Raw genomic sequence first — 19654 nt, 5'->3', positions numbered from 1 at the left:
AATCACCAAACGTATAAAATAAAAAAGCCAGCATGGTGGCTGGCCTTTTATGACGCTTTAACAAACCGAAACTTAGAAAGCTTTGGTTAAGGTAAATACTGCGCCAGTCTCTGTACCACGTTTATACGGTTGGAAATCTGCATCAATATTAGTGCCGACCGCAGCAAGCTCAGCGGTTAAACCCGATACTGATTTGACGCTATAAGTCACACCAACTTTCCAATCAACATAGTTGTCATCTTCACCATCTGTATCGCTAAAGTCGTAGTTATCCACTTTGGTATAACCTACACTCGCAACACCACCAAATCCTGTATCTGCAAAAGGAATATTATAAGTCGCGTTGACATACCAACCATTCTCATCCAAACCAGCAAAATCATTGGTATAGTTCAAACTCCCCAATAGACTATCACCAGATGCCAAGACATTTTTAAAGCCTAATTTTGCATAGAGCTCTAACCAGTTAGAATCTGATGAACTTGGATAACCGTAGTACCATAAACCTACATCTAAAGTTGGTTTACTGGCAAAAGGAAGTTCAGTTGCATAACCGACATAAGGGTCAAGCTCTAAATGAGTTGGGTTATCCGCACTGAAATGTACATTTGAAGCCCATACGCCCGCATATAAACCAGATGAATGTGTCAATGCAAAACCACCTTGCACTGCAGGATCACCCTCAGTTTGAGTAATACCACGATAACGATAATCTGTCGTTAACGCAGCGGTTCCAGAAAAGCTAAGGCCGTATTGAGATAATGTATTTGTTTCTTCCGCCATAGCAAAAGTCGAAGTCACTGCACAAATACTCAACGCGATCGCTTTACATGCAAATTTCATCATATTGATCTCCCCCATGATGGATATTCGACTGATTTATGTTTTAAATTGCATCGCAAAGTAATTAGCAATTGCTGTGCCAACTTTAGAAAAAGTACGTCAAATCTCGATTCCGTTCCATAAAAGTGCCGATACAACAATATCAATGCCTCCGAATTGCGCTTTGTCAGGAAATCTTTTTATTTTTTGAGCGATTTCAAGGCAACAGAAATTTTAAGCATATTTTTTGCACAAAAAAGAGGCATGTTCATAAAAACAAAATCATTCGAAATGCTTAAAAGATCGGCGTTATGCCGTAAAAAGCAGCAATGTTCTATAAAGGTGCATGAACAAAAAACTTAAATCAGCCTGAAGCGCTGTAACTATTGGATTGGTCAGTCACTGTCATTCGTCGGGATGTCATTTTTTGCAAATCGACTCGATTGTTTTTTAAACAAAGGAAAAATAACTCTTTCAATAAAAAGAAAAAATACAGCAATAAATCACATATTTTCATAAAAATAAATCAAAAAATAAACAGTTTAGTTTGCAACCAAAATAAAACAAATTAATCATTAAAAACATATATTTAAATTTATTTTGGTGACTTTTTAAACGAGAAACAAATCATAAAATTATATAAGTATTTTATTTAATAATAATTAAATTATTTTAATAAAAATCTATCTTTTTTACGCATAACTTATACAATTGGTCAAAATTTCGGTCTTATCCCAAATTTAATTTTTTTAATGAGGCGAGCTATGCCAAAGGCAAATAAACTTACTTTAGCGGTTTTGATTAATGCCGCGTTAATTACCTCAACATATGCAAGCGAACAAAGCGAAGCAAAAGGACTTGTTGAAGATGCCAAAGGGGATATTTTATTCCGTACTGGTTATTTAAATCGTGACAAAAAGAATGGTGTCGAAGACACAAGCTCATATGCTCAGACGGCAATGGTGAAACTGGAAACTGGTTTTACTCAAGGTTTAGTTGGCTTTGGTGCAGGTGTTATCGGTGATGGCTCTTTTAAATTAGGCTCAAACAACAACTCTGGCAACGGTATGATTCCGAAGCATCCAGACGGCTCAGCTTATGATCACTGGGCACGTGGTGGCGGTTTTGTAAAAGCACGTATTTCTAATACAACCGTGACCTACGGTACTCAAGTTTTAGACATCCCTGTCTTAGCCAGCAATACCACACGTTTGGTTCCTGAATACTTTGAAGGTGTTTTGGCAACTAGCCGTGAAATTGATGGTTTAGAGTTAACTGCGGGTAAATTCACCAAAGACCAATACTCAGATCAGATCAATACCGATGGCCGTCGTCTAGATCGTGCTGTGGTTTGGGGCGCAAAATACAAATTTGATGACAACTTAAATGCCGCTTACTTTGGCTTAGACAGCAAAGATAAGTTGGATCGTCATTATATCAATGTGAACTATAAGCAGCCATTAGATAAAAACAGTGGTTTGACTTATGACTTAAGCGCATATCACACCAAGTGGGATGAAAAAGGCAGTACGTATTCAAGTACAACTGATGATTTGTCTAATCGTAAAAATACCATTTGGGCGCTTTCTACAACGTATAACACAGGTCCGCACAGCGTGATGTTGGCTTACCAACAAAACAATGGCAATACCGGTTATGACTATGGTGAGAATGCTGATGGTGCACAAAGTATCTATTTGCCAAACTCTTACCTGTCTGACTTCATTGGTAACAGTGAAAAATCTGCACAGCTTCAATATAACGTCGATTTTGGTAGCTATGGCGTTCCAGGTTTAAGCTGGACCACTGCGTATGTTTACGGTTGGGACATCAAAGTTAAGAACTTGACTGACAATGCCAAAGAACGTGAATTCTTTAACCAAGTGAAATACACCGTTCAATCTGGTTTTGCTAAAGACGCAAGCTTACGTTTACGTCATTCTTACTACCGTGCAAGCGATGAATATCAAACAAATGCCTACATTGGTGACACCAACGAATGGCGTATCTGGCTTGATATTCCTGTGAAATTATTCTAATTCACAGTTGATCAAGCAATAAAAAAACTCCATTCGAATGAATGGAGTTTTTTTATGATCAGCTACTAAATGAATAGGAACTGATCACACCGACTAAAATTACTTTTTAGCCGCTTCAATCGCTTTAAGTACTTCTGCTTTCGCAACATCCGCACCTTCCCAGCCACTGATTTTTACCCATTTACCAGGCTCTAAATCTTTGTAGTGAGCAAAGAAATGCTCAACTTGGCTGATCAATAACGGTGGAAGATCCGTATATTCTTGAACATCTTTATACAGTGGAGATAATTTTTCGTGTGGAACAGCGATAAGTTTCGCATCAATACCACCATCATCTTCCATTTTCAATTTACCGACTGGGCGGCAACGAATCACAGAACCAGCAGCAACAGGGTGTGGAGTTACAACAAGTACGTCTAATGGGTCACCATCTTCAGACAATGTATTTGGTACATAACCGTAGTTTGCTGGGTAGAACATTGCTGTACCCATGAAACGGTCTACAAATAACGCATCTGAATCTTTATCGATTTCATATTTGATTGGTGCTGCATTTGCAGGAATTTCAATGATGACATAGATGTCGTTTGGTGCGTCTTTACCCGCAGGAATATTGCTATAGCTCATATCAACACTCGTTTAATATTGTGAAGTCAGATGTAAATCGGACAGATTATAACGTGAATACAATGAAAATGATGCTAGATATATATACAGCTGGAGAATTTTATAGCCAGTAGTATTAGGTCATTTTGATGGTAATCACGAACAGTAAAATTGGACAAAGCAGAGAGAAAAACCAGATGATGGAACGTAATGTCGCAAGATTGGCTAAATAACAGAGCCCATAAATCACACGAAATACAATATAGGCCCAGCCGAGGGTCAGAATAAAGCGTTCTGGTACCACCATATATTCAGCCATCAGGATTGCAGCGATAAACAAAGGCAGGCTTTCAAAACTGTTTTGCTGTACTGCATTGGCACGTGCCGACAAGCCCGTGGTTTTGGCTAAAAACTCACGCGGATTTTGATTATCTTTTGCTTGAAAACCACCTTTTGATTTCGCAATCAAGGTAAACACATACGGCAACAAACATGCGACTATAATCATCAATATAATGCCGCTAATACCTTGCATGCTGAGATCCATCATTTGAAGTTCTTCTGATCATGCTATCATAATCTATAATTTATTGAACTTTCATTTATGCTTGTTCTACAAGCGTTTCTTTTACACCGCGTTTTTGTGTAAAAGTTGTGTTTTTTCATACAGTTTTAAGGTCAAACTATGCAACAGCAAGATCAAAAAGAAATGTTTGATGTTTTGGCACAGCAACGACAACATCAGCTTTTGGTTGATCGTGTCTTGAAAGTCGTGCTCCCAATCATGGCATTTTTACTCAGTGTGATTTGTGCCAATCTGAATTGGCAGTCAACTCTGGGGACATTTGTGATTCTAACAGTGGCCTTTTATGCTGTTGGTATTTATCGCTTAACACTCTGGCACTGGCTCGCAGTGATTGTGCTATATGCTGTTGCCGATAATTATTTTAGCTTTAATGGCATTGACCCAACCCGTTTACGCTTTCAATTGGCAACTATGGTGGTATTTGTCGGCATTGTTGGAATCGGACGTCCTTATATCGACCGTTGGTTAATGAAATCAAATAATAGTACTAAATAAATCCAAATAAAAAAGCGCCGCAATTGCGGCGCTTTTCCAGTACCTCCCTTTTTTAAAGGGAGGCTAGGTGGGATTCTTAAGCGGGTTTACGTAAATCTTTACGTAAGATTTTACCTACGTTAGATTTCGGTAATTCTTCCATAAACTCAACATAACGTGGGCACTTGTAGCCTGTTAGGTTTTGTTTTGCATAAGCAATAATTTCTTCAGTGGTTAAAGATGGATCTTTTTTCACAATGAATAATTTTGGCACTTCACCTGATTTTTCATCTGGAACGCCAATTGCAGCCACTTCCAATACTTTTGGATGTTTCGCAATCACTTCTTCAATTTCACTTGGGTAAACGTTAAAACCAGACACCAAGATCATGTCTTTCTTACGGTCAACAATCTTCACATAACCACGTGAATCCATCACACCGATATCACCCGTACGGAAGTAATTGTCAGCCGTCATCACTTTCGCAGTTTCATCTGGACGATTCCAATAACCCTTCATCACTTGTGGGCCACGGATCGAGATTTCACCTTGTTCACCCAGTGCAACTTCGTTACCGTCATCATCCAAAATCGCAACTTCAGTTAATGGCAATGGGATACCAATCGTGCCACTGAATTCAGTTGTTGCAGGTGGATTCGCTGTTGCAACAGGCGAAGTCTCAGATAAACCATAACCTTCGATAATGGTTGTACCTGTGATCTTTTTCCATGCTGCTGCAGTCGATGGCAATACTGCCATACCACCGCCCATTGCCATCTTCAGATTGCTATGGTCAAGCTGTTTGAATTCTTCGTTATTCACCAAAGCATTAAACAAGGTGTTTACCGCTGGGAAGAAAGAAGGTTGATATTTACGTAACTCGCCAACCACTGCTGGTAAATCGCGTGGATTCGGGATCAAGATATTGGCTTGACCTTTGTACATACCGTAAAGCGCACACACCATGAATGCAAAGATGTGATACAGCGGTAATGCACAAACGATGCGATCACCTTTAGCACTATCAGAAGCACCAAACTTACTTGAGAAAATCGCTTCACACTGCAGTAAGTTCGCGACAAGGTTACGATGCGTCAGTTCAGCACCTTTAGAAACACCTGTGGTACCACCCGTATATTGGAGTACTGCAGTATCACTTAAAGTTAAGCTTGGACGTTTATAATTGCTTGGATTGGCTTTATTTAATGCAGCATTAAATTTGGTATGGCCTGGGATATTCCATGCAGGAATTTGCTTACGTACTTTACGTAAAACGAAGTTGACCAGTGTCCCTTTTAAGGTACCCAACATATCACCCACAGAAGCCACCACAACATGCTTCACAGGTGTTTTACCAATAATGCTTTGATAAACGCTGGCAAAGTTTTCAATGATCACCAACGCTTCAGCACCAGAGTCATTCAATTGATGCTCAAGCTCACGCGCTGTATACAGTGGGTTCACGTTTACAAGTACCAAACCTGCACGGAACACACCTAAAGCCACCACTGGATATTGGAAAACGTTCGGCATCATCACCGCAACACGCGTTCCTTTTGCTAAACCTAAGCTTTGTAAATAAGCAGCGAATTTACGGCTAGCGACTTCTAATTCATTAAATGTTAAAACTTTATCCATGAAGATAAAGGCATCGCGTGAACCAAATTTTTGGAAATTGCGTTCAAAAATATCAACAAGTGAGGTGTTTTCAGCAGGCAGTTCAACTGTTTCTGGAATTCCTGTCTTTTGGTATTCAGCAAACCAAATCTTTTCCATAATGCCATTATCTCCGAGTGGTAATCCTTAAAAATGTAACAACGTTACGTCCATGACAAAACATTTTTTTTAACTTTTTGAATTGCCCTGTCAATCTATTCAAACAATATGAATACATTGCCATATATAACGTATTTGTATCACAGAATACTAGCCTTATCTCTGAATGAAGAGTCTATTTGCTTTTTGATATCCACGTGGTAAAAGTTGCCCCTTTGTTGCTCTTTTTCCTAGATATTTTTGAAGATCGTCCCCTTTCAGTTTTAGATGCTGTTGTCCTGCAGCGACTTGGATTATTTCATCTAAACTCAGGGTTGTCATGGATAAAATTTGCTCTTTTTCATCAAGTTGTATCAACTTGTTACCTTTACCTTTATTCAGAACAGGAAGTTCTGCTAAATCAATAATCAGTAAACGCCCTGATGAACTGAGGATCGCAACATGGCTTGCTTGCTGGATCGGAAGCAGTGGTAAAGCTGTTCCCTTATCTGCAACCGTCAAGAATGCCTTACCGGCTTTGGCATTGGTATCCAATTGTGCAGCTTGGGTTTTAAAGCCATAACCTTTAGAACTGACCGCAAGTAATTCATTATTATCGTCATCAATAAAGACTTGGATAAATGAAACCCCACTGGCTGGAGACAGTTTAGAACTAAGCGGCTCACCTAAACCACGCGCTGACGGTAAGCTGCTAATTGGCAAGGCATAACTACGCCCAGTTTCATCCAAGAAGTACACGCGTTGATTGGTTTTACCGACTGCATGACTTAAATACTGGTCGCCAGCTCGGAAGTTAAGATTAGCAGCATCCACTTCCGCACCTTTAGCTGCACGGACCCAACCTGCTTCCGACAACACCACGGTCACCGCTTCGGCTGGCATTAAATCTTGTTCTTTAATCTGTACCGCATCTGCACGGACCACGATTGGTGAACGGCGATCATCACCAAATTTTTTCGCATCTTCTTTTAATTCACCGATAATCAAATTTTTCAATGATTCTGGATTTGCCAATTGCTCACGAATAATGGCAGCTTTGGCTTCCAGTTCTTCTTGCTCACGGCGAATTTCCATTTCTTCAAGTTTGGCTAAATGGCGAAGCTTGAGTTCTAAAATGGCTTCAGCTTGAATTTCATCAATACCAAAATGCTGCATCAATACAGGTTTTGGCTGGTCTTCTTCACGAATAATACGAATCACAGTATCAATATCTAGGTAGGCAATTAAAAGACCTGCCAAGATATGTAAACGCTTTTCAATTTTGGTTAAATGGTATTGCAAACGACGCGTTACCGTTTGCTTACGAATCTCAATCCACTCTAACAAGATGCGGCGAATCGATTTCACCTGTGGACGACCATCCGCCCCAATCATGTTCAGGTTGACTCGATAACTGGATTCTAAATCCGTGGTTGCAAATAAGTGACTCATCACCGTTTCTGCATCGACACGGTTAGAACGCAGTACAATCACCAAACGGGTTGGGTTGCGATGATCAGATTCATCTCGAATATCTGCCACCAGTGGCAACTTCTTGGCAATCATTTGATCGGCAATTTGAGTCACAACTTTAGAACCTGAAACCTGATACGGCAATTCGCTAATCACGATTTCATTTTTCTCGACCGTATACACTGCTCGAACACGATAACTACCACGACCTGTGGTTTGAATTTTCAGTAATTCTTCAGGCGGCGTAATAATCTCGGCTTTGGTCGGTAAATCTGGTGCAGGAATATATTCTGCTAATTTTTCATCTGTGGTTTCAGGATTGCGAATCAGTGCAATCGTACCCTTCACCACTTCACGCAAGTTATGTGGCGGGATATCGGTTGCCATCCCCACCGCAATCCCCGTGGTACCATTCAATAAAATATTGGGAATACGTGCAGGTAAGGTGATTGGCTCTTTCATCGAACCATCAAAGTTATCCTGCCATTCGCTGGTACCCTGTCCGAGTTCGCTCAGTAATAACTCACTATAAGCCGAAAGTTTAGCTTCGGTATAACGCATGGCCGCAAATGATTTTGGGTCATCAGGTGAACCCCAGTTGCCCTGACCTTCCACCAATGGGTAACGATAGCTAAATGGCTGTGCCATCAATACCATCGCTTCATAACAGGCTGAGTCACCATGTGGATGGTATTTACCGAGTACGTCACCAACGGTACGTGCCGACTTTTTCGGTTTACCGGTCGACTTTAAACCCAGCTCGCTCATCGCATAGACAATACGGCGCTGTACAGGTTTTAAGCCATCACTGATATGGGGCAATGCACGATCCATAATCACGTACATGGCATAGTTCAAGTAAGCCTGCTCAGTGAATTCGGCTACGGAACGGTTTTCTGTTGCATGATGTGCAAGGCTGGTCATTTCAGCGAGTCATCCAAAATCATTTATTATCGTCAATGTTTTGTATGCTATGTGGATGCAGGCGTTGTGACAAGCCCTTGTTGTTGTTTAAACGTCAAATGGTGTCTTGTTAAGCTTAATGCAGCATATTTAATAGAATTTCTGATGCTGGAAACCAGCCATTTTTCTCCGCCTTTTTTAACCACTCTCGAGCGACTTCTTCATCTTTCTCAACATAAAGCCCCTTTAAATAAAAAAGACCCAAGCTAAACTGAGATGCTGCAATTTCGTGATTGGCTGCGGCAGAATAAAACTCAAAGGCTATTTTTAAATTTTTTGCAACGCCAGTACCATTTTCATATTTATCAGCAAGATTATTAATCGCAGGCGGAAACTGCTGCTGTACGGCTTTCTCATAATATTTTAATGCAAGATCAATATCCAAATGTTCATCTTCATTCGAACCCGAATAGTAAACACCTAACAGATATAACGCCGCAGAATTACCTTGCTCAGCAAGTACCTCAAGCTCTTCAGTATAAATCATGTCATTTTCATTATAGATGGGTTGTGCCATCCAAGTTGAAGCCCAATTATATTCAGCAACAAGTGATTGATTATAGGTAGCAGCAATCCATAACCAATTTCTACCCAACAAGAGATTTTGAACGGCTCCATTGCGCCCTAGACAATAATTAAGTCCTGTTTTTATTTGCTCACTTACATCTAACTCCATTACTTCGGGAGCCATTTCTTGCACAGATAAAAGATTCATTTTTAATTTAATAATCGTATAAAAGTGATCATATTTAAGCTCAATAATTCTAAGTAGGCATTAAAGCTGCAAAAAACTAAATTGCAGGCATGCTTTCCAATCAATGCTCATCGGTGGAGGAAGCAGATTCTGCATCATCTTCTTTATAGATAAATTTCGGCATTTCCAGACCAAAATAAATCGCAATCAAACGAAGCGTAAAGCCAAAGACCAAGGTGAAAATCACAGTAAGATCGTGTGGCAAGCCAACTTCCAAACAGACCCAATAACAAATCACGGCGACAAAGGAAATACTGGCATACAACTCACGGCGGAACACCAACGGTACGTCATTACACAAGATATCACGCAGAATACCGCCCGACACCCCAGTGAGCACCCCTGCTACCGCAGACACCACAAAACCATGTCCCATCGACAAAGCAATCTGACAACCAATAATGGTAAAGCCGATTAAGCCCAAGGCATCTAGAACCAAGAAGATATTGCGCAGATGGCGCATCCATTTAGCAATAATAATGGTGACGAAGGCTGCAATACAGGTCAGCACCAAATATTCAGGATGTTTGACCCAGGTTAAAGGATAATGTCCGAGTAGCACATCACGTACCGAGCCACCGCCCAATGCCGTGACACAGGCAATCAGTACCACACCAAACCAGTCCATACTGCGTCGACCTGCGGACAATGCGCCCGTCATCGCTTCCGCAGTAATGGCAATAATATAAATCACGGTGAGTAACATCTGCCTACATCCCTAAATCAGGCGTAAAAGTGTGCGCTATTCTAAGACAAACTTAGATGAATTGTGCACAACATTGCTTAAATTTTTTCCCCGAGCCACAAATGCAGGGTTGTTTCATGGTGATTTGCATGCCCAGAGTCGGGTCAAGGAAATACCACTGCTGTTGATGTAATACAAAATGTGAAATTTCATGATGAATATGGGCTTGCGTACCATCATGATAATGTGCCTTGAACTCAACCAGCGCATGGGTTTTGTCTAGCTTGGGCTGATGCTGCACCACGTCCAGTTTGAGCCATTGATTCGATTGGCTCCAGTCGGCAATCGCAGCTCGATCTAAAGCGCTTTGTTGCCCTAAAGCTGTCGTTTGCAAAATATAGTCGATCTGCTGCAAGGCAAAGGCACTATAACGTGAACGCATTAATTGCTCGGCAGTTTGAGCAAACTGCTGTTTTAAATGTAAAGGCTGACAGCACGCAGCATATTGCCCCTGTCCGCAAGGACAGTATTGTGACAATGTCATTTGCAACTCTCAAATAAAATAGCCCCGAACCAAACCAGTGTTAAACAAAGGTCAAACTCAGGGCTGTTCGGGAACGACTAAATTATTTCTCTACCGTTTTTTCTTTCGCAAGAATGCGCACTTTTTCAATTTTGTGCCCATCCATGGTGACCACTTCAAAGCGATAGCCATCGACTTCAATCATGTCACCATTTTCAGGTAAGCGACCTAAATGGAATAAGATATAACCTGATAACGTTGAGTACTCTTCGCTTTCATCGACCAAATCTTTGCCCAATAACAAAGACACATGACGAATATCGGTTGAACCTTCCAGCAACATCGAACCATCATCTAGACTCTCCGCAGTTGCTTCCAATTCGTCTTCATCTGGGAATTCACCTGCAATCGCTTCTAGCATATCAATCGGCGTGGCAATCCCCTCAATCGAACCATATTCGTTCAATACGATTGCCATTTGCAACGGTGCTTGGCGTAATTGTTCCATCACCATCAACACTTGCGCATTTTCATGCACAATCACGGGTTCACGTAGGTGCTTGGTAAAATCAATCGCACCTGTTTCGATGTATTCATTCAACACTTTATGGGTTAACACAATCCCTTCGATATTGTCCAACTCACCACGGGCAATGATCAAACGTGAATGGGTCATCGCCATTAAACGTTCTTTTAACTCGGCAGGATCATCATCCAAGTCTAACCACTCTAACTCTGGGCGTGGTGTCATCACCGACTTGACTGGACGCTCAGATAGGCCCAATACCCCTTGAACCAAGACACTGTGGTAAACCCCATTGTCTTCATCAAAAACTTCTTTGGCATAGGCCTGTGTTGCTAACACATCTTCAGCTTCCTTGTTCTGACTTTCATTACCATTGCTCTTATTACCAAGCATACGCAATACAGCGGAAGCGGTGCGATAACGCAGATCAGTCGTAGTGACCAATTTCTCTTGGTTACGGCGCATGGTTTGGTTAACCATTTCCACCAACACCGAGAAACCAATCGCAGCGTATAAATAACCTTTTGGAATATGGAAACCAAAGCCTTCGACCACCAATGAGAAACCAATCATCATCAGGAAGCCAAGACACAGAATCACCACGGTTGGATGCTTATTGACGAAATCCATCAATGGACGTGAAGCTAGCAACATGATACCAATCGCAATCGTAACCGCGATCATCATCACCGAAAGCTCTTTTACCATTCCCACTGCAGTGATCACACTGTCGAGCGAGAATACCGCATCAAGAACCACGATCTGTACCACCACCATCCAGAACACGGCATGCACTGGATTTTCTTCTTTATGTGCTTGCTTTCCTTCGATGCGTTCATGCAGTTCCATGGTGCCTTTAAATAATAAGAACACACCACCAAACAGTAGAATCAAGTCACGTCCAGAAAATGGATGATCAAAAATATGGAACAGCGGTGTGGTTAATGTCACCACCCATGCGATCGAAGCAAGTAAGATCAAACGCATTAACAGGGCGAGAATCAGACCAATTTTACGCGCAGCATTACGTTGTTCTGGTGGTAATTTCTCTGCCAAAATTGCAATAAAAACAAGGTTATCAATACCTAGTACAATTTCAAGCACCACCAATGTGGCTAAACCAACCCATGCAGCTGGATCTGACATCCATTCCAGAATCATTGAGGTGACTCCTCTGCAAAATCAGCAATATTGTTATGAAGTTGAGATTTTAAAAGGTCGGCACAAACAGCCAAAACATTTTTTTTAGGAAATAAGAACAATACGGAGCGACAACAACCACTACTCATAGAGGGACAAAGATTAATAAAAGGATTTTCAGTATAGGCAAGATTTCAGTGAAATTCATCTTTTTTTATGTTGAGGATGTTTTCAAATTCTTTCCAGGCATGCTAAAAGCCCATTGTATGTAAAATGTGCATAAAACTGTCACAAACCTGATTTAGCCTAGACAAGCACAGTGAAAATGATAAGGTGAAAATAAACGAATGAATAGTGTATTAAGAATGACAGAGAAAAAAAGCATTAACCCGACTCCCATCACCACTCAATCTCTGATTGCCCTCTATTGCGGTTCACGTACAGGTAACAAGCCAATTTACCGAGATAAAGCCATTGAACTTGCCCAGCATATTGCCAACCAAGGTTTTGGTATTGTCTATGGCGGCGCGAGTATTGGTCTGATGGGACAAGTGGCAGATACCGTACTGGAACATAGTGGTGAGGTGGTGGGTGTTATTCCAGAATTTATGCTGGACTATGAAATTGCCCACCATAAACTGACCGAACTCCATATCGTCAACAGCATGCATGAACGTAAGGCACTGATGGCTGAACGTGCCAGTGCCTTTATTGCCTTACCAGGTGGCTTAGGAACTTTTGAAGAGATTCTGGAAATTGCCACATGGGGCCAGCTCAATCAGCACCAGAAACCGATGATCATCTATAACGTCAATCGTTTTTATGATGCCTTGATTGCACAGCTTGATCATGCGGTAGAAGAAGGCTTTTTACCGCCACAGCATCGCGCCAAAGTGATTATTTGCGAAACACTGGAACAGATTTCAAGTGTGATTAAAAACTTAAACACACCCAGCCATATCGAAGTCTAAAACATCCCCATAAAAAAGCGGATCAAGGAGATCCGCTTTTTTATATTGAGAACTTATTTTACATTCACCTGATACACCGCAGTTGAACCACTGACTTCATTCCCTACCACCAATAAAGGCTTGCCATTCGGTGAGTCTTTTGCAGCAATAAAGATCAAGCCTTCAGGTCCTAAATCACCCTGTTTTGCCGCATCGGTTTCAACAAAATTACGCGTGCTAAAATATTCAATAAACTTCGGTTTATTCGGTGCGCTAATGTCATACACCATCACTCCACTCATTCGTTCCAAACCGATAAAAGCAAAGGTTTTCTTACCAATCGTACCGATAGCAATACCCTCAGGCTCAGGGCCTTTATTATCACTACGGTCATCAAAGGCCACAGCTTCGTGGTCACTATTAAAATAGTTCGGGAACAGTTCAGCCGTTTTCTTTTCAAACTCGCTGCCAGAGTCCCAAACTAACTGACCTTGCGTATTCCAGATACTAAATGAACGCGCGCCATAAGCATAAAGCTTGTCATAAGTCAGCAAGCCATTGGCATCCAGTTTGGCTGAACCATCGGCATTGGTTTGATAACCCATGTTCCACGCAATATTGAGACGACCCAGCGCAGCATCATCACGACATGCACCCGCAGCTGTCGCAGTGGCACCACAATACGCAAATGTTACTGGATTGAGTTTTGCCCCTTTCACCCCTGCTGCTAATTGTTGTAAATGCGCTGGATAATCACCATCTTTATTAAAGCCTTTGCTGTTAAACAAATGCTTCATGCGAATATTTTCAACAAAGCCTTTACTGGTATCGCCCGCATAATAGGCTTTGGAATCCTTCAACCATTCACGGCTATCGCCTTCATTGGCAGTGACCAGATAGGTTTGACCATTGGCTTGATAATTGGCAATCGAATCAGGTTGATACATACCCGCTAAGCCAGCCCAAGTCTTGATATCAATCTTTTTGTCTTTATCACTAACATCCAGTTCATTGCCAATTTGCCCATGGTCTTTATAGCCCAATGGGTAAATATCCGTCACTTTCTGCTGTGCGATATCAATCCGAGCAATCGCATTATTTTCTTGAAGCGTCACCCAAGCCGTTTTGCTGTCTGCAGAAATGGTTATATATTCAGGCTCTAAATCCTGAGCCACACTCGCTTTTGGCCCAAAAATACGTACCCCTTTGGCGATTAAATCTGCCTTTTGCGTATTCCATGCCTTAAAGTCCGCTACGCTGGCTTTCGGTTGTTGAATATTGCTGATATCAATAATGCTGACTGAACCTTCAGGATCAACCGAGTAGTCATCATTTGGCTCGCCTTCATTGGCCACTAAAACGGTTTTGCCATCGGGACTAAAACTCAACATATCAGGTAGTGAACCCACCGCAACCTTGCTAATAAAACTTAAATCTTTGGCATTAAAAAATACCACGATGCCCGCATCAGTTTTGTTTTCGGCTTGAACGGCGATTGCAACAATGCCATTTTTCACTGCAACACTGTTCACTTCCGAATTGGCTAAATAAGTACGGGCAGACAGTTCTGCAACATGGACAGGTTTTTCAGGTTTAGAGGCATCTAAAACATCAACCAAACCTTTCTGGGCATTGACCACAAAGAGACGTTTGCTTGCAGCATCATAAGCGGGAATTTCAGCAGCACTTTTGGCAAAGACATTGGTTTCATAACGTCCTAATAAACTTAACTTAATCGTTTCAGGCGTTGTTTCAACTACTTCTGCTGGCGTGTTTGCGTTGTTATTGTCGTTGTCATCATTACACGCCACTAACCCCACCGACAGTAACGCTGTCAATAATACTGAAATCTTAAATTTCATGATCAAATTCCATACAATTTATTCTGTATGGCTAATCTAGTCGTTGGTGATGCAAATTCGATGACACTTTAATGTCAGTTTCATGACCACTCTTTGACAATTTTAGGCTTTATTTCACGCACAGTTGCATTAAACTAAAACTGCCTTTTTATCCATCATGGCTCATGACAACGACAACACATCAAGCGGTACAGCCTGAATTCCGAATGTTGGTACTCTTGGTCTCGATTGGCTTTTTTATGCAAGCCTTGGACACCACCATCGTCAACACGGCAATTCCTGCCATGGCAGTACAACTCAATGAAAATCCCCTGCAAATGCATGGCGTCATTGTGGCCTACGTGCTATCAGTTGCGGCCTGTATTCCGCTCAGTGGCTGGTTAGCCGATCGTTTTGGCATCCGTAATATTTATCTGAGTTCTATGGTGATTTTCAGCTTGGCCTCGCTGGGCTGTGGCTTGTCACAAAACCTAGAACAATTATTATTTTTCCGCGTCATTCAAGGTGTTGGTGGTGCCTTGCTAATGCCCGTGGGGCGCTTGGCACTGTTAAAACTGATTCCACGCTCCCAATTCCTGTCTGCGATGAGCCTGATGAGTCTTGCAGGCTTGATTGGCCCGTTAATGGGGCCGACTTTAGGGGGGTGGCTGGTCGAAGTGACCACTTGGCACTGGATCTTTTTAATTAATATTCCGATGGGAATCTTGGGAATGATCATGACCTTCAAAGTCATGCCCAACCAGAAAGAACCAAGTGTCAAATCCTTCGATTTAAGTGGCTTTATCCTGTTAATGGTCGCCATGGTAGGCTTGTCTCTCGGGATTGAAAATATAGCCGCATCGCAATATTCCCGCTGGATCAGCGTGGTTTTATTGATTTCGGGACTGTTGGCAGCTGGCGCTTATGCCTACCATGCGCATACGCATCAAAACGCCCTGTTTCATGGTCGCTTATTTCGCTACAAAATCTTTTCCATCGGCGTACTGGGCAATTTCTTTGCCCGCCTCGGTAGTAATGCCATTCCCTTCATTCTACCGCTGATGCTACAAGTCGCCTTTGGCTTTGAACCTTTCTATACCGGTTTAATGATGATTCCAATGGTACTGGGTTCATTATTTTCCAAGCCCATCGTCCGTCCACTGATCCAACGAGTCGGTTATCGTCGTTTTCTACTCACCAATACGGTTTTGGTTGGTTTATGCATCGCCAGTTTTTCACTGATGACCGTCGCTACACCTTTATGGTTGAAAGTTCTGCATCTGTTTATCTTTGGTACGCTCAATTCACTGCAATTCGTGGGCATGAATACCCTGACCCTGAAAGACTTAGCACAACAGGATGCCAGTAGTGGCAATAGCTTCTTGTCGATGATTATGATGCTTTCAATGAGTATCGGGGTCGCTTTGGCAGGAACGTTAATTAATCTATTTGGGCAACAGTTTTCCAGTGCCTCGATTAGCACCGCCTTCCACGCCACTTTGATTACGCTTGGCTGTATTAATGTCATTACCGCCTTGGTGTTCTGGCAAATCCCCAAAGAAACCACAGATTAAATTTACGGACCTAAAGTTCGTCGTCCAATAAACAGAATAAGGAAAAATAAAATGATCGTTCCACAGCATTGGGCAGAAGCTAAAACAAAAACCAAGATTGCAGGGCGACAATACACCATTAAACGCTTTGGTTGGTCAGATCAAAGCCTTGAAGCAGCGCAATCGCATGCCGAGCAACGTGTTGCCGAGGCAATTGAAAGGATCAAGGCTGGTGAAAATATTCGAAGAATCGACCATAAAGTTCCCTACAATGGTGCCGAAGGCGTACCAATCAGAGAACAGATTATTGCTCAGCATGACGATGTCATTATCACGCGAAATTCCTACGGCGCATTATGCTTAAATACCCCAGATGTGTTATTTGCAGATATCGATTTCGAATACGCACCTCGATTTAGACTGTATCTATTGGCTTTTTTATTGTTAATACTGGTCACGAGTATTGGGGCTGCTTACTTAGGTTCATGGATGATCTTGGGAGTCGGAGTGATTGTTTCCCTCATCTTGACAGGGCTGGTTGGCAAAGGCCTGTTTTATGTACAAAGCAAGTTATTTGGAACACCAGAACAGCGTGCATTTGCATCAATTCAAAATTTCTCTCAACAGCACCCCGCATGGCATTTACGCGTTTATCTCACGCCAAAAGGTTATCGTGTTTTGGCAATGCATCAAACCTTTGAACCTAAAAGTGATGAAGCTCAATTATTATTCAATGCCATTCATGCGGATCCTAACTACATCCGAATGTGTAAGAATCAAAATTGTTTCCGAGCCAGAATTAGCCCAAAACCTTGGCGAATTGGTGTGAATCGCTTAACACTCGGCGTCTGGCCAGTGAGTGAAGCACGTTTAGCGATCCGTGAAAACTGGATTCGAGACTATCAGAAACAAGCCGAGAACTATGCATCATGCAAATTTGTGGCACAATTAGGCAGTCAGGTCACCCACATGAAGGCGAAGCGAGTACAATCTCTACATGACCAATACTGTAAATCTGACACTCGCTTAGACATCGCATAATACAAATGATATGGCAAAAAAATCTGCAAAATTTCCGTCGACACAACATTATCCGACTTATGCCAGTATCGGTTTAGCGGTCATGCTGGGTGTGGTCAGCTACTTTGGCTTGTTCTATCAGCAGAAAGCCTCGGCACATGATTATTCCATTCGCGGCTTTGATGTGTCCCATCATCAAGGCGAGATTAACTGGAAAAAAATCTCGCCAATGCAATATCAATTCGTTTATTTAAAAGCCACGGAAGGGGGCGATTTTAAAGATCGTAACTTTCAGCAAAACTGGCTCAAAGCACGTGAACGTGGCCTACATGTCGGTGCTTATCATTTTTATCGGCTGTGTCGTGATGGGGCAATCCAAGCCGAAAATTTTATTGCCACTGTTCCAAAAAAAGCCGATGCCCTGCCCCCTGTGATTGATTTGGAATATGACAGTAACTGCATCAACACCTATACCAAAGAGCAGCTCATCAAAGAAATTCAGGTCATGCATGACCAACTGCAACAGCATTATGGCAAACAACCGATTTTTTATATTTCCAAAAGCTTTTACCATATTGTGCTAATGGGGAACTTTAACAACACTCCGTTATGGGTCAGAGACTATGAGGGCAAGCCTGAACTCAAAGATGGTCGACAATGGCTGTTTTGGCAGCATAGCAGCCAAGGAAAAATCGACGGCGTTCCCAAAGCCGTGGATTTAAATGTCTATGCCGAATCCCCAAAACAATGGCGGATGTTTCTGAAAGCACAAGGCATTGAAGATGCCAAATGATCTACGCAAAATCATCCATATCGACATGGATGCCTTTTATGCCTCAGTCGAGCTCAAAGATCGCCCAGAGCTAAAAGATTTACCTGTGGTAATTTCCTCTCATCATCCAAGAGCGGTCATTGCTGCAGCGTCTTACCCTGCCCGCGTCTTTGGACTCCGTTCTGCCATGTCGATGGGACAAGCCAAAAAACTCTGTCCACAGGTCATCGTGATCGAACCTAATTTTGAAAAATACCGCGAAGTTTCAGCGCAAATTCATCAGATTTTTCAGCAATATACCCCCTTGATTGAACCGCTGTCTTTAGATGAAGCCTATCTGGACGTGACTGAGAACTTAAAGCATATCGCCAGTGCCACCGAAGTCGCAGCACAGATCCGTGCTGATATTTTTGCAGTCACTGGACTGACTGCCTCAGCGGGCGTGGCACCAAATAAATTCTTGGCAAAAATTGCCTCGGATTGGAACAAGCCCAATGGTTTATTTGTGATTAAACCGAATCAGGTGCTGCGTTTTATCCAAGATTTGGCTCTGAATAAAATTCCTGGGGTGGGCAAAGTCACTCAAGAACGCTTGCAGCAACTGAATTTACATACCTTGGGTGATCTGCAAAAAATCGACGAAAATGTGCTGATTCATCATTTTGGCAAGTACGGTAAACAGCTGTATTTATATGCGCAAGGCATTGATCATCGACCAGTCCAAGCAGAACGGGAACGCCAACAGATTTCCAAGGAAATTACCTTTGATGAGGATTACACTCTTGTCCAATGCAGCCATGCATGGCAACCCTTGACCGAGCAAGTCTGGCGCAGCCTAAATAAAAAACAACTGACCGCTCGCGGTGTGACCGTCAAACTCAAACTTAAAAACTTCCAAGTACTACAACACAGTAAAAGTTTTAAACAAGCACTGCAATCACAACAAGACTTGGGGCAAGTGGTACTGCAACTGCTGGATGAAATGTATATTGACCCAGAATTCCAATTTCGCCTGGTTGGTGTCGGGGTATATCAGTTACAAGCTTTGGAAGAAGAATCACAACTATCTTTGTGGTAACGCTGTTTTTTTACACAAAAGCACAATCCTGACTGAAATTTATGTTTGCTTTTTATTCAGTTTTCAGTACTCTAAGCAACGCAGTAACATTAT

At 42.0% G+C, this 19654-nt stretch carries 17 protein-coding genes; 7 read left to right on the top strand and 10 right to left on the bottom strand.

Annotated elements, in window-relative coordinates:
- Nucleotides 1-72: 72 nt before the first annotated feature.
- Nucleotides 73-846: a TorF family putative porin gene (locus tag NG55_RS19680; protein ID WP_016540789.1), complete on the bottom strand. Its 774-nt coding sequence runs from the start codon at nucleotides 844-846 to the stop codon at nucleotides 73-75.
- 740 nt (nucleotides 847-1586) lie between these two features.
- On the opposite strand from NG55_RS19680, the gene NG55_RS19675 reads away from it, so the two are divergent.
- A complete protein-coding gene (locus NG55_RS19675; RefSeq protein ID WP_065344198.1) occupies nucleotides 1587-2861 on the top strand; it encodes an OprD family outer membrane porin in 1275 nt (424 codons plus the stop codon).
- A 99-nt stretch (nucleotides 2862-2960) separates the two neighbouring features.
- Here NG55_RS19675 and ppa read toward each other — a convergent pair whose 3' ends face one another.
- The gene (gene ppa, locus NG55_RS19670; RefSeq protein ID WP_004656389.1) at nucleotides 2961-3488 is read right to left on the bottom strand and encodes an inorganic diphosphatase; all 528 of its coding nucleotides are present in this window, start codon (nucleotides 3486-3488) and stop codon (nucleotides 2961-2963) included.
- Nucleotides 3489-3603: 115 nt separating this feature from the next.
- Nucleotides 3604-4002, bottom strand: coding sequence for an MAPEG family protein (locus NG55_RS19665; RefSeq protein WP_065344197.1), 399 nt, complete (start codon nucleotides 4000-4002; stop codon nucleotides 3604-3606).
- A 150-nt stretch (nucleotides 4003-4152) separates the two neighbouring features.
- On the opposite strand from NG55_RS19665, the gene NG55_RS19660 reads away from it, so the two are divergent.
- Nucleotides 4153-4548, top strand: a complete 396-nt coding sequence (locus tag NG55_RS19660; protein WP_016540787.1) for a hypothetical protein — start codon at nucleotides 4153-4155, stop codon at nucleotides 4546-4548.
- Between the two features lie 76 nt (nucleotides 4549-4624).
- Here the strand turns inward: NG55_RS19660 and NG55_RS19655 are convergent, their stop codons facing one another.
- From NG55_RS19655 to NG55_RS19630, 6 genes are all read right to left on the bottom strand, one after another.
- Entirely contained in the window at nucleotides 4625-6304 is a 1680-nt protein-coding gene (locus tag NG55_RS19655) for a long-chain-fatty-acid--CoA ligase (protein ID WP_016540786.1), read from the bottom strand.
- Between the two features lie 156 nt (nucleotides 6305-6460).
- Nucleotides 6461-8680, bottom strand: a complete 2220-nt coding sequence (gene parC / locus NG55_RS19650) for a DNA topoisomerase IV subunit A (protein ID WP_016540785.1) — start codon at nucleotides 8678-8680, stop codon at nucleotides 6461-6463.
- Nucleotides 8681-8795: 115 nt separating this feature from the next.
- On the bottom strand, nucleotides 8796-9434 hold the full coding sequence (locus NG55_RS19645; RefSeq protein ID WP_065344196.1) for a tetratricopeptide repeat protein: 639 nt from the start codon (nucleotides 9432-9434) through the stop codon (nucleotides 8796-8798).
- A 100-nt stretch (nucleotides 9435-9534) separates the two neighbouring features.
- Nucleotides 9535-10179 carry a trimeric intracellular cation channel family protein gene (locus NG55_RS19640; RefSeq protein ID WP_004802075.1) on the bottom strand — a complete coding sequence of 215 codons (645 nt, stop codon included), beginning with the start codon at nucleotides 10177-10179 and terminating at the stop codon, nucleotides 9535-9537.
- Nucleotides 10180-10231: 52 nt separating this feature from the next.
- Nucleotides 10232-10702 carry a YchJ family protein gene (locus NG55_RS19635; RefSeq protein WP_065344195.1) on the bottom strand — a complete coding sequence of 157 codons (471 nt, stop codon included), beginning with the start codon at nucleotides 10700-10702 and terminating at the stop codon, nucleotides 10232-10234.
- 82 nt (nucleotides 10703-10784) lie between these two features.
- Nucleotides 10785-12368, bottom strand: a complete 1584-nt coding sequence (locus NG55_RS19630; RefSeq protein ID WP_065344194.1) for a TerC family protein — start codon at nucleotides 12366-12368, stop codon at nucleotides 10785-10787.
- Between the two features lie 326 nt (nucleotides 12369-12694).
- Here NG55_RS19630 and NG55_RS19625 point away from each other — a divergent pair, with 326 nt between their 5' ends.
- Nucleotides 12695-13318 carry an LOG family protein gene (locus NG55_RS19625; RefSeq protein WP_004656405.1) on the top strand — a complete coding sequence of 208 codons (624 nt, stop codon included), beginning with the start codon at nucleotides 12695-12697 and terminating at the stop codon, nucleotides 13316-13318.
- A 53-nt stretch (nucleotides 13319-13371) separates the two neighbouring features.
- Here NG55_RS19625 and NG55_RS19620 read toward each other — a convergent pair whose 3' ends face one another.
- A complete protein-coding gene (locus NG55_RS19620) occupies nucleotides 13372-15159 on the bottom strand; it encodes a choice-of-anchor I family protein (RefSeq protein ID WP_065344193.1) in 1788 nt (595 codons plus the stop codon).
- 164 nt (nucleotides 15160-15323) lie between these two features.
- On the opposite strand from NG55_RS19620, the gene mdtD reads away from it, so the two are divergent.
- The 4 genes from mdtD to dinB are packed head-to-tail and all read left to right on the top strand — an operon-like array spanning nucleotide 15324 to nucleotide 19561.
- Nucleotides 15324-16712: a multidrug transporter subunit MdtD gene (gene mdtD / locus NG55_RS19615; protein ID WP_065344192.1), complete on the top strand. Its 1389-nt coding sequence runs from the start codon at nucleotides 15324-15326 to the stop codon at nucleotides 16710-16712.
- Between the two features lie 51 nt (nucleotides 16713-16763).
- Nucleotides 16764-17732 (top strand): hypothetical protein, encoded by a 969-nt coding sequence (locus NG55_RS19610; RefSeq protein ID WP_065344191.1) that lies wholly within the window; start codon nucleotides 16764-16766, stop codon nucleotides 17730-17732.
- Nucleotides 17733-17742: 10 nt separating this feature from the next.
- Complete coding sequence (locus tag NG55_RS19605; RefSeq protein WP_065344190.1) at nucleotides 17743-18504, top strand: glycoside hydrolase family 25 protein; 762 nt, start codon at nucleotides 17743-17745, stop codon at nucleotides 18502-18504.
- Nucleotides 18494-19561, top strand: coding sequence for a DNA polymerase IV (gene dinB, locus NG55_RS19600; RefSeq protein ID WP_065344189.1), 1068 nt, complete (start codon nucleotides 18494-18496; stop codon nucleotides 19559-19561). Before NG55_RS19605 ends, dinB begins: the two co-directional genes overlap by 11 nt.
- Nucleotides 19562-19654: the final 93 nt, after the last annotated feature.

The sequence above is a fragment of the Acinetobacter gyllenbergii genome (assembly GCF_001682515.1).
In the GTDB taxonomy this organism is placed as follows: domain Bacteria; phylum Pseudomonadota; class Gammaproteobacteria; order Pseudomonadales; family Moraxellaceae; genus Acinetobacter; species Acinetobacter gyllenbergii.
Note: the sequence above shows the minus strand (reverse complement) of the source record. Positions and strands in the feature narration are given on the sequence as shown.

Coding starts and splice junctions, on each gene's coding strand:
- NG55_RS19680 (WP_016540789.1), bottom strand. CDS start 846: ATGATGAAATTTGCATGTAAAGCGATCGCGTTGAGTATTTGTGCAGTG.
- NG55_RS19675 (WP_065344198.1), top strand. CDS start 1,587: ATGCCAAAGGCAAATAAACTTACTTTAGCGGTTTTGATTAATGCCGCG.
- ppa (WP_004656389.1), bottom strand. CDS start 3,488: ATGAGCTATAGCAATATTCCTGCGGGTAAAGACGCACCAAACGACATC.
- NG55_RS19665 (WP_065344197.1), bottom strand. CDS start 4,002: ATGCAAGGTATTAGCGGCATTATATTGATGATTATAGTCGCATGTTTG.
- NG55_RS19660 (WP_016540787.1), top strand. CDS start 4,153: ATGCAACAGCAAGATCAAAAAGAAATGTTTGATGTTTTGGCACAGCAA.
- NG55_RS19655 (WP_016540786.1), bottom strand. CDS start 6,304: ATGGAAAAGATTTGGTTTGCTGAATACCAAAAGACAGGAATTCCAGAA.
- parC (WP_016540785.1), bottom strand. CDS start 8,680: ATGACCAGCCTTGCACATCATGCAACAGAAAACCGTTCCGTAGCCGAA.
- NG55_RS19645 (WP_065344196.1), bottom strand. CDS start 9,434: ATGAATCTTTTATCTGTGCAAGAAATGGCTCCCGAAGTAATGGAGTTA.
- NG55_RS19640 (WP_004802075.1), bottom strand. CDS start 10,179: ATGTTACTCACCGTGATTTATATTATTGCCATTACTGCGGAAGCGATG.
- NG55_RS19635 (WP_065344195.1), bottom strand. CDS start 10,702: ATGACATTGTCACAATACTGTCCTTGCGGACAGGGGCAATATGCTGCG.
- NG55_RS19630 (WP_065344194.1), bottom strand. CDS start 12,368: ATGATTCTGGAATGGATGTCAGATCCAGCTGCATGGGTTGGTTTAGCC.
- NG55_RS19625 (WP_004656405.1), top strand. CDS start 12,695: ATGAATAGTGTATTAAGAATGACAGAGAAAAAAAGCATTAACCCGACT.
- NG55_RS19620 (WP_065344193.1), bottom strand. CDS start 15,159: ATGAAATTTAAGATTTCAGTATTATTGACAGCGTTACTGTCGGTGGGG.
- mdtD (WP_065344192.1), top strand. CDS start 15,324: ATGACAACGACAACACATCAAGCGGTACAGCCTGAATTCCGAATGTTG.
- NG55_RS19610 (WP_065344191.1), top strand. CDS start 16,764: ATGATCGTTCCACAGCATTGGGCAGAAGCTAAAACAAAAACCAAGATT.
- NG55_RS19605 (WP_065344190.1), top strand. CDS start 17,743: ATGGCAAAAAAATCTGCAAAATTTCCGTCGACACAACATTATCCGACT.
- dinB (WP_065344189.1), top strand. CDS start 18,494: ATGCCAAATGATCTACGCAAAATCATCCATATCGACATGGATGCCTTT.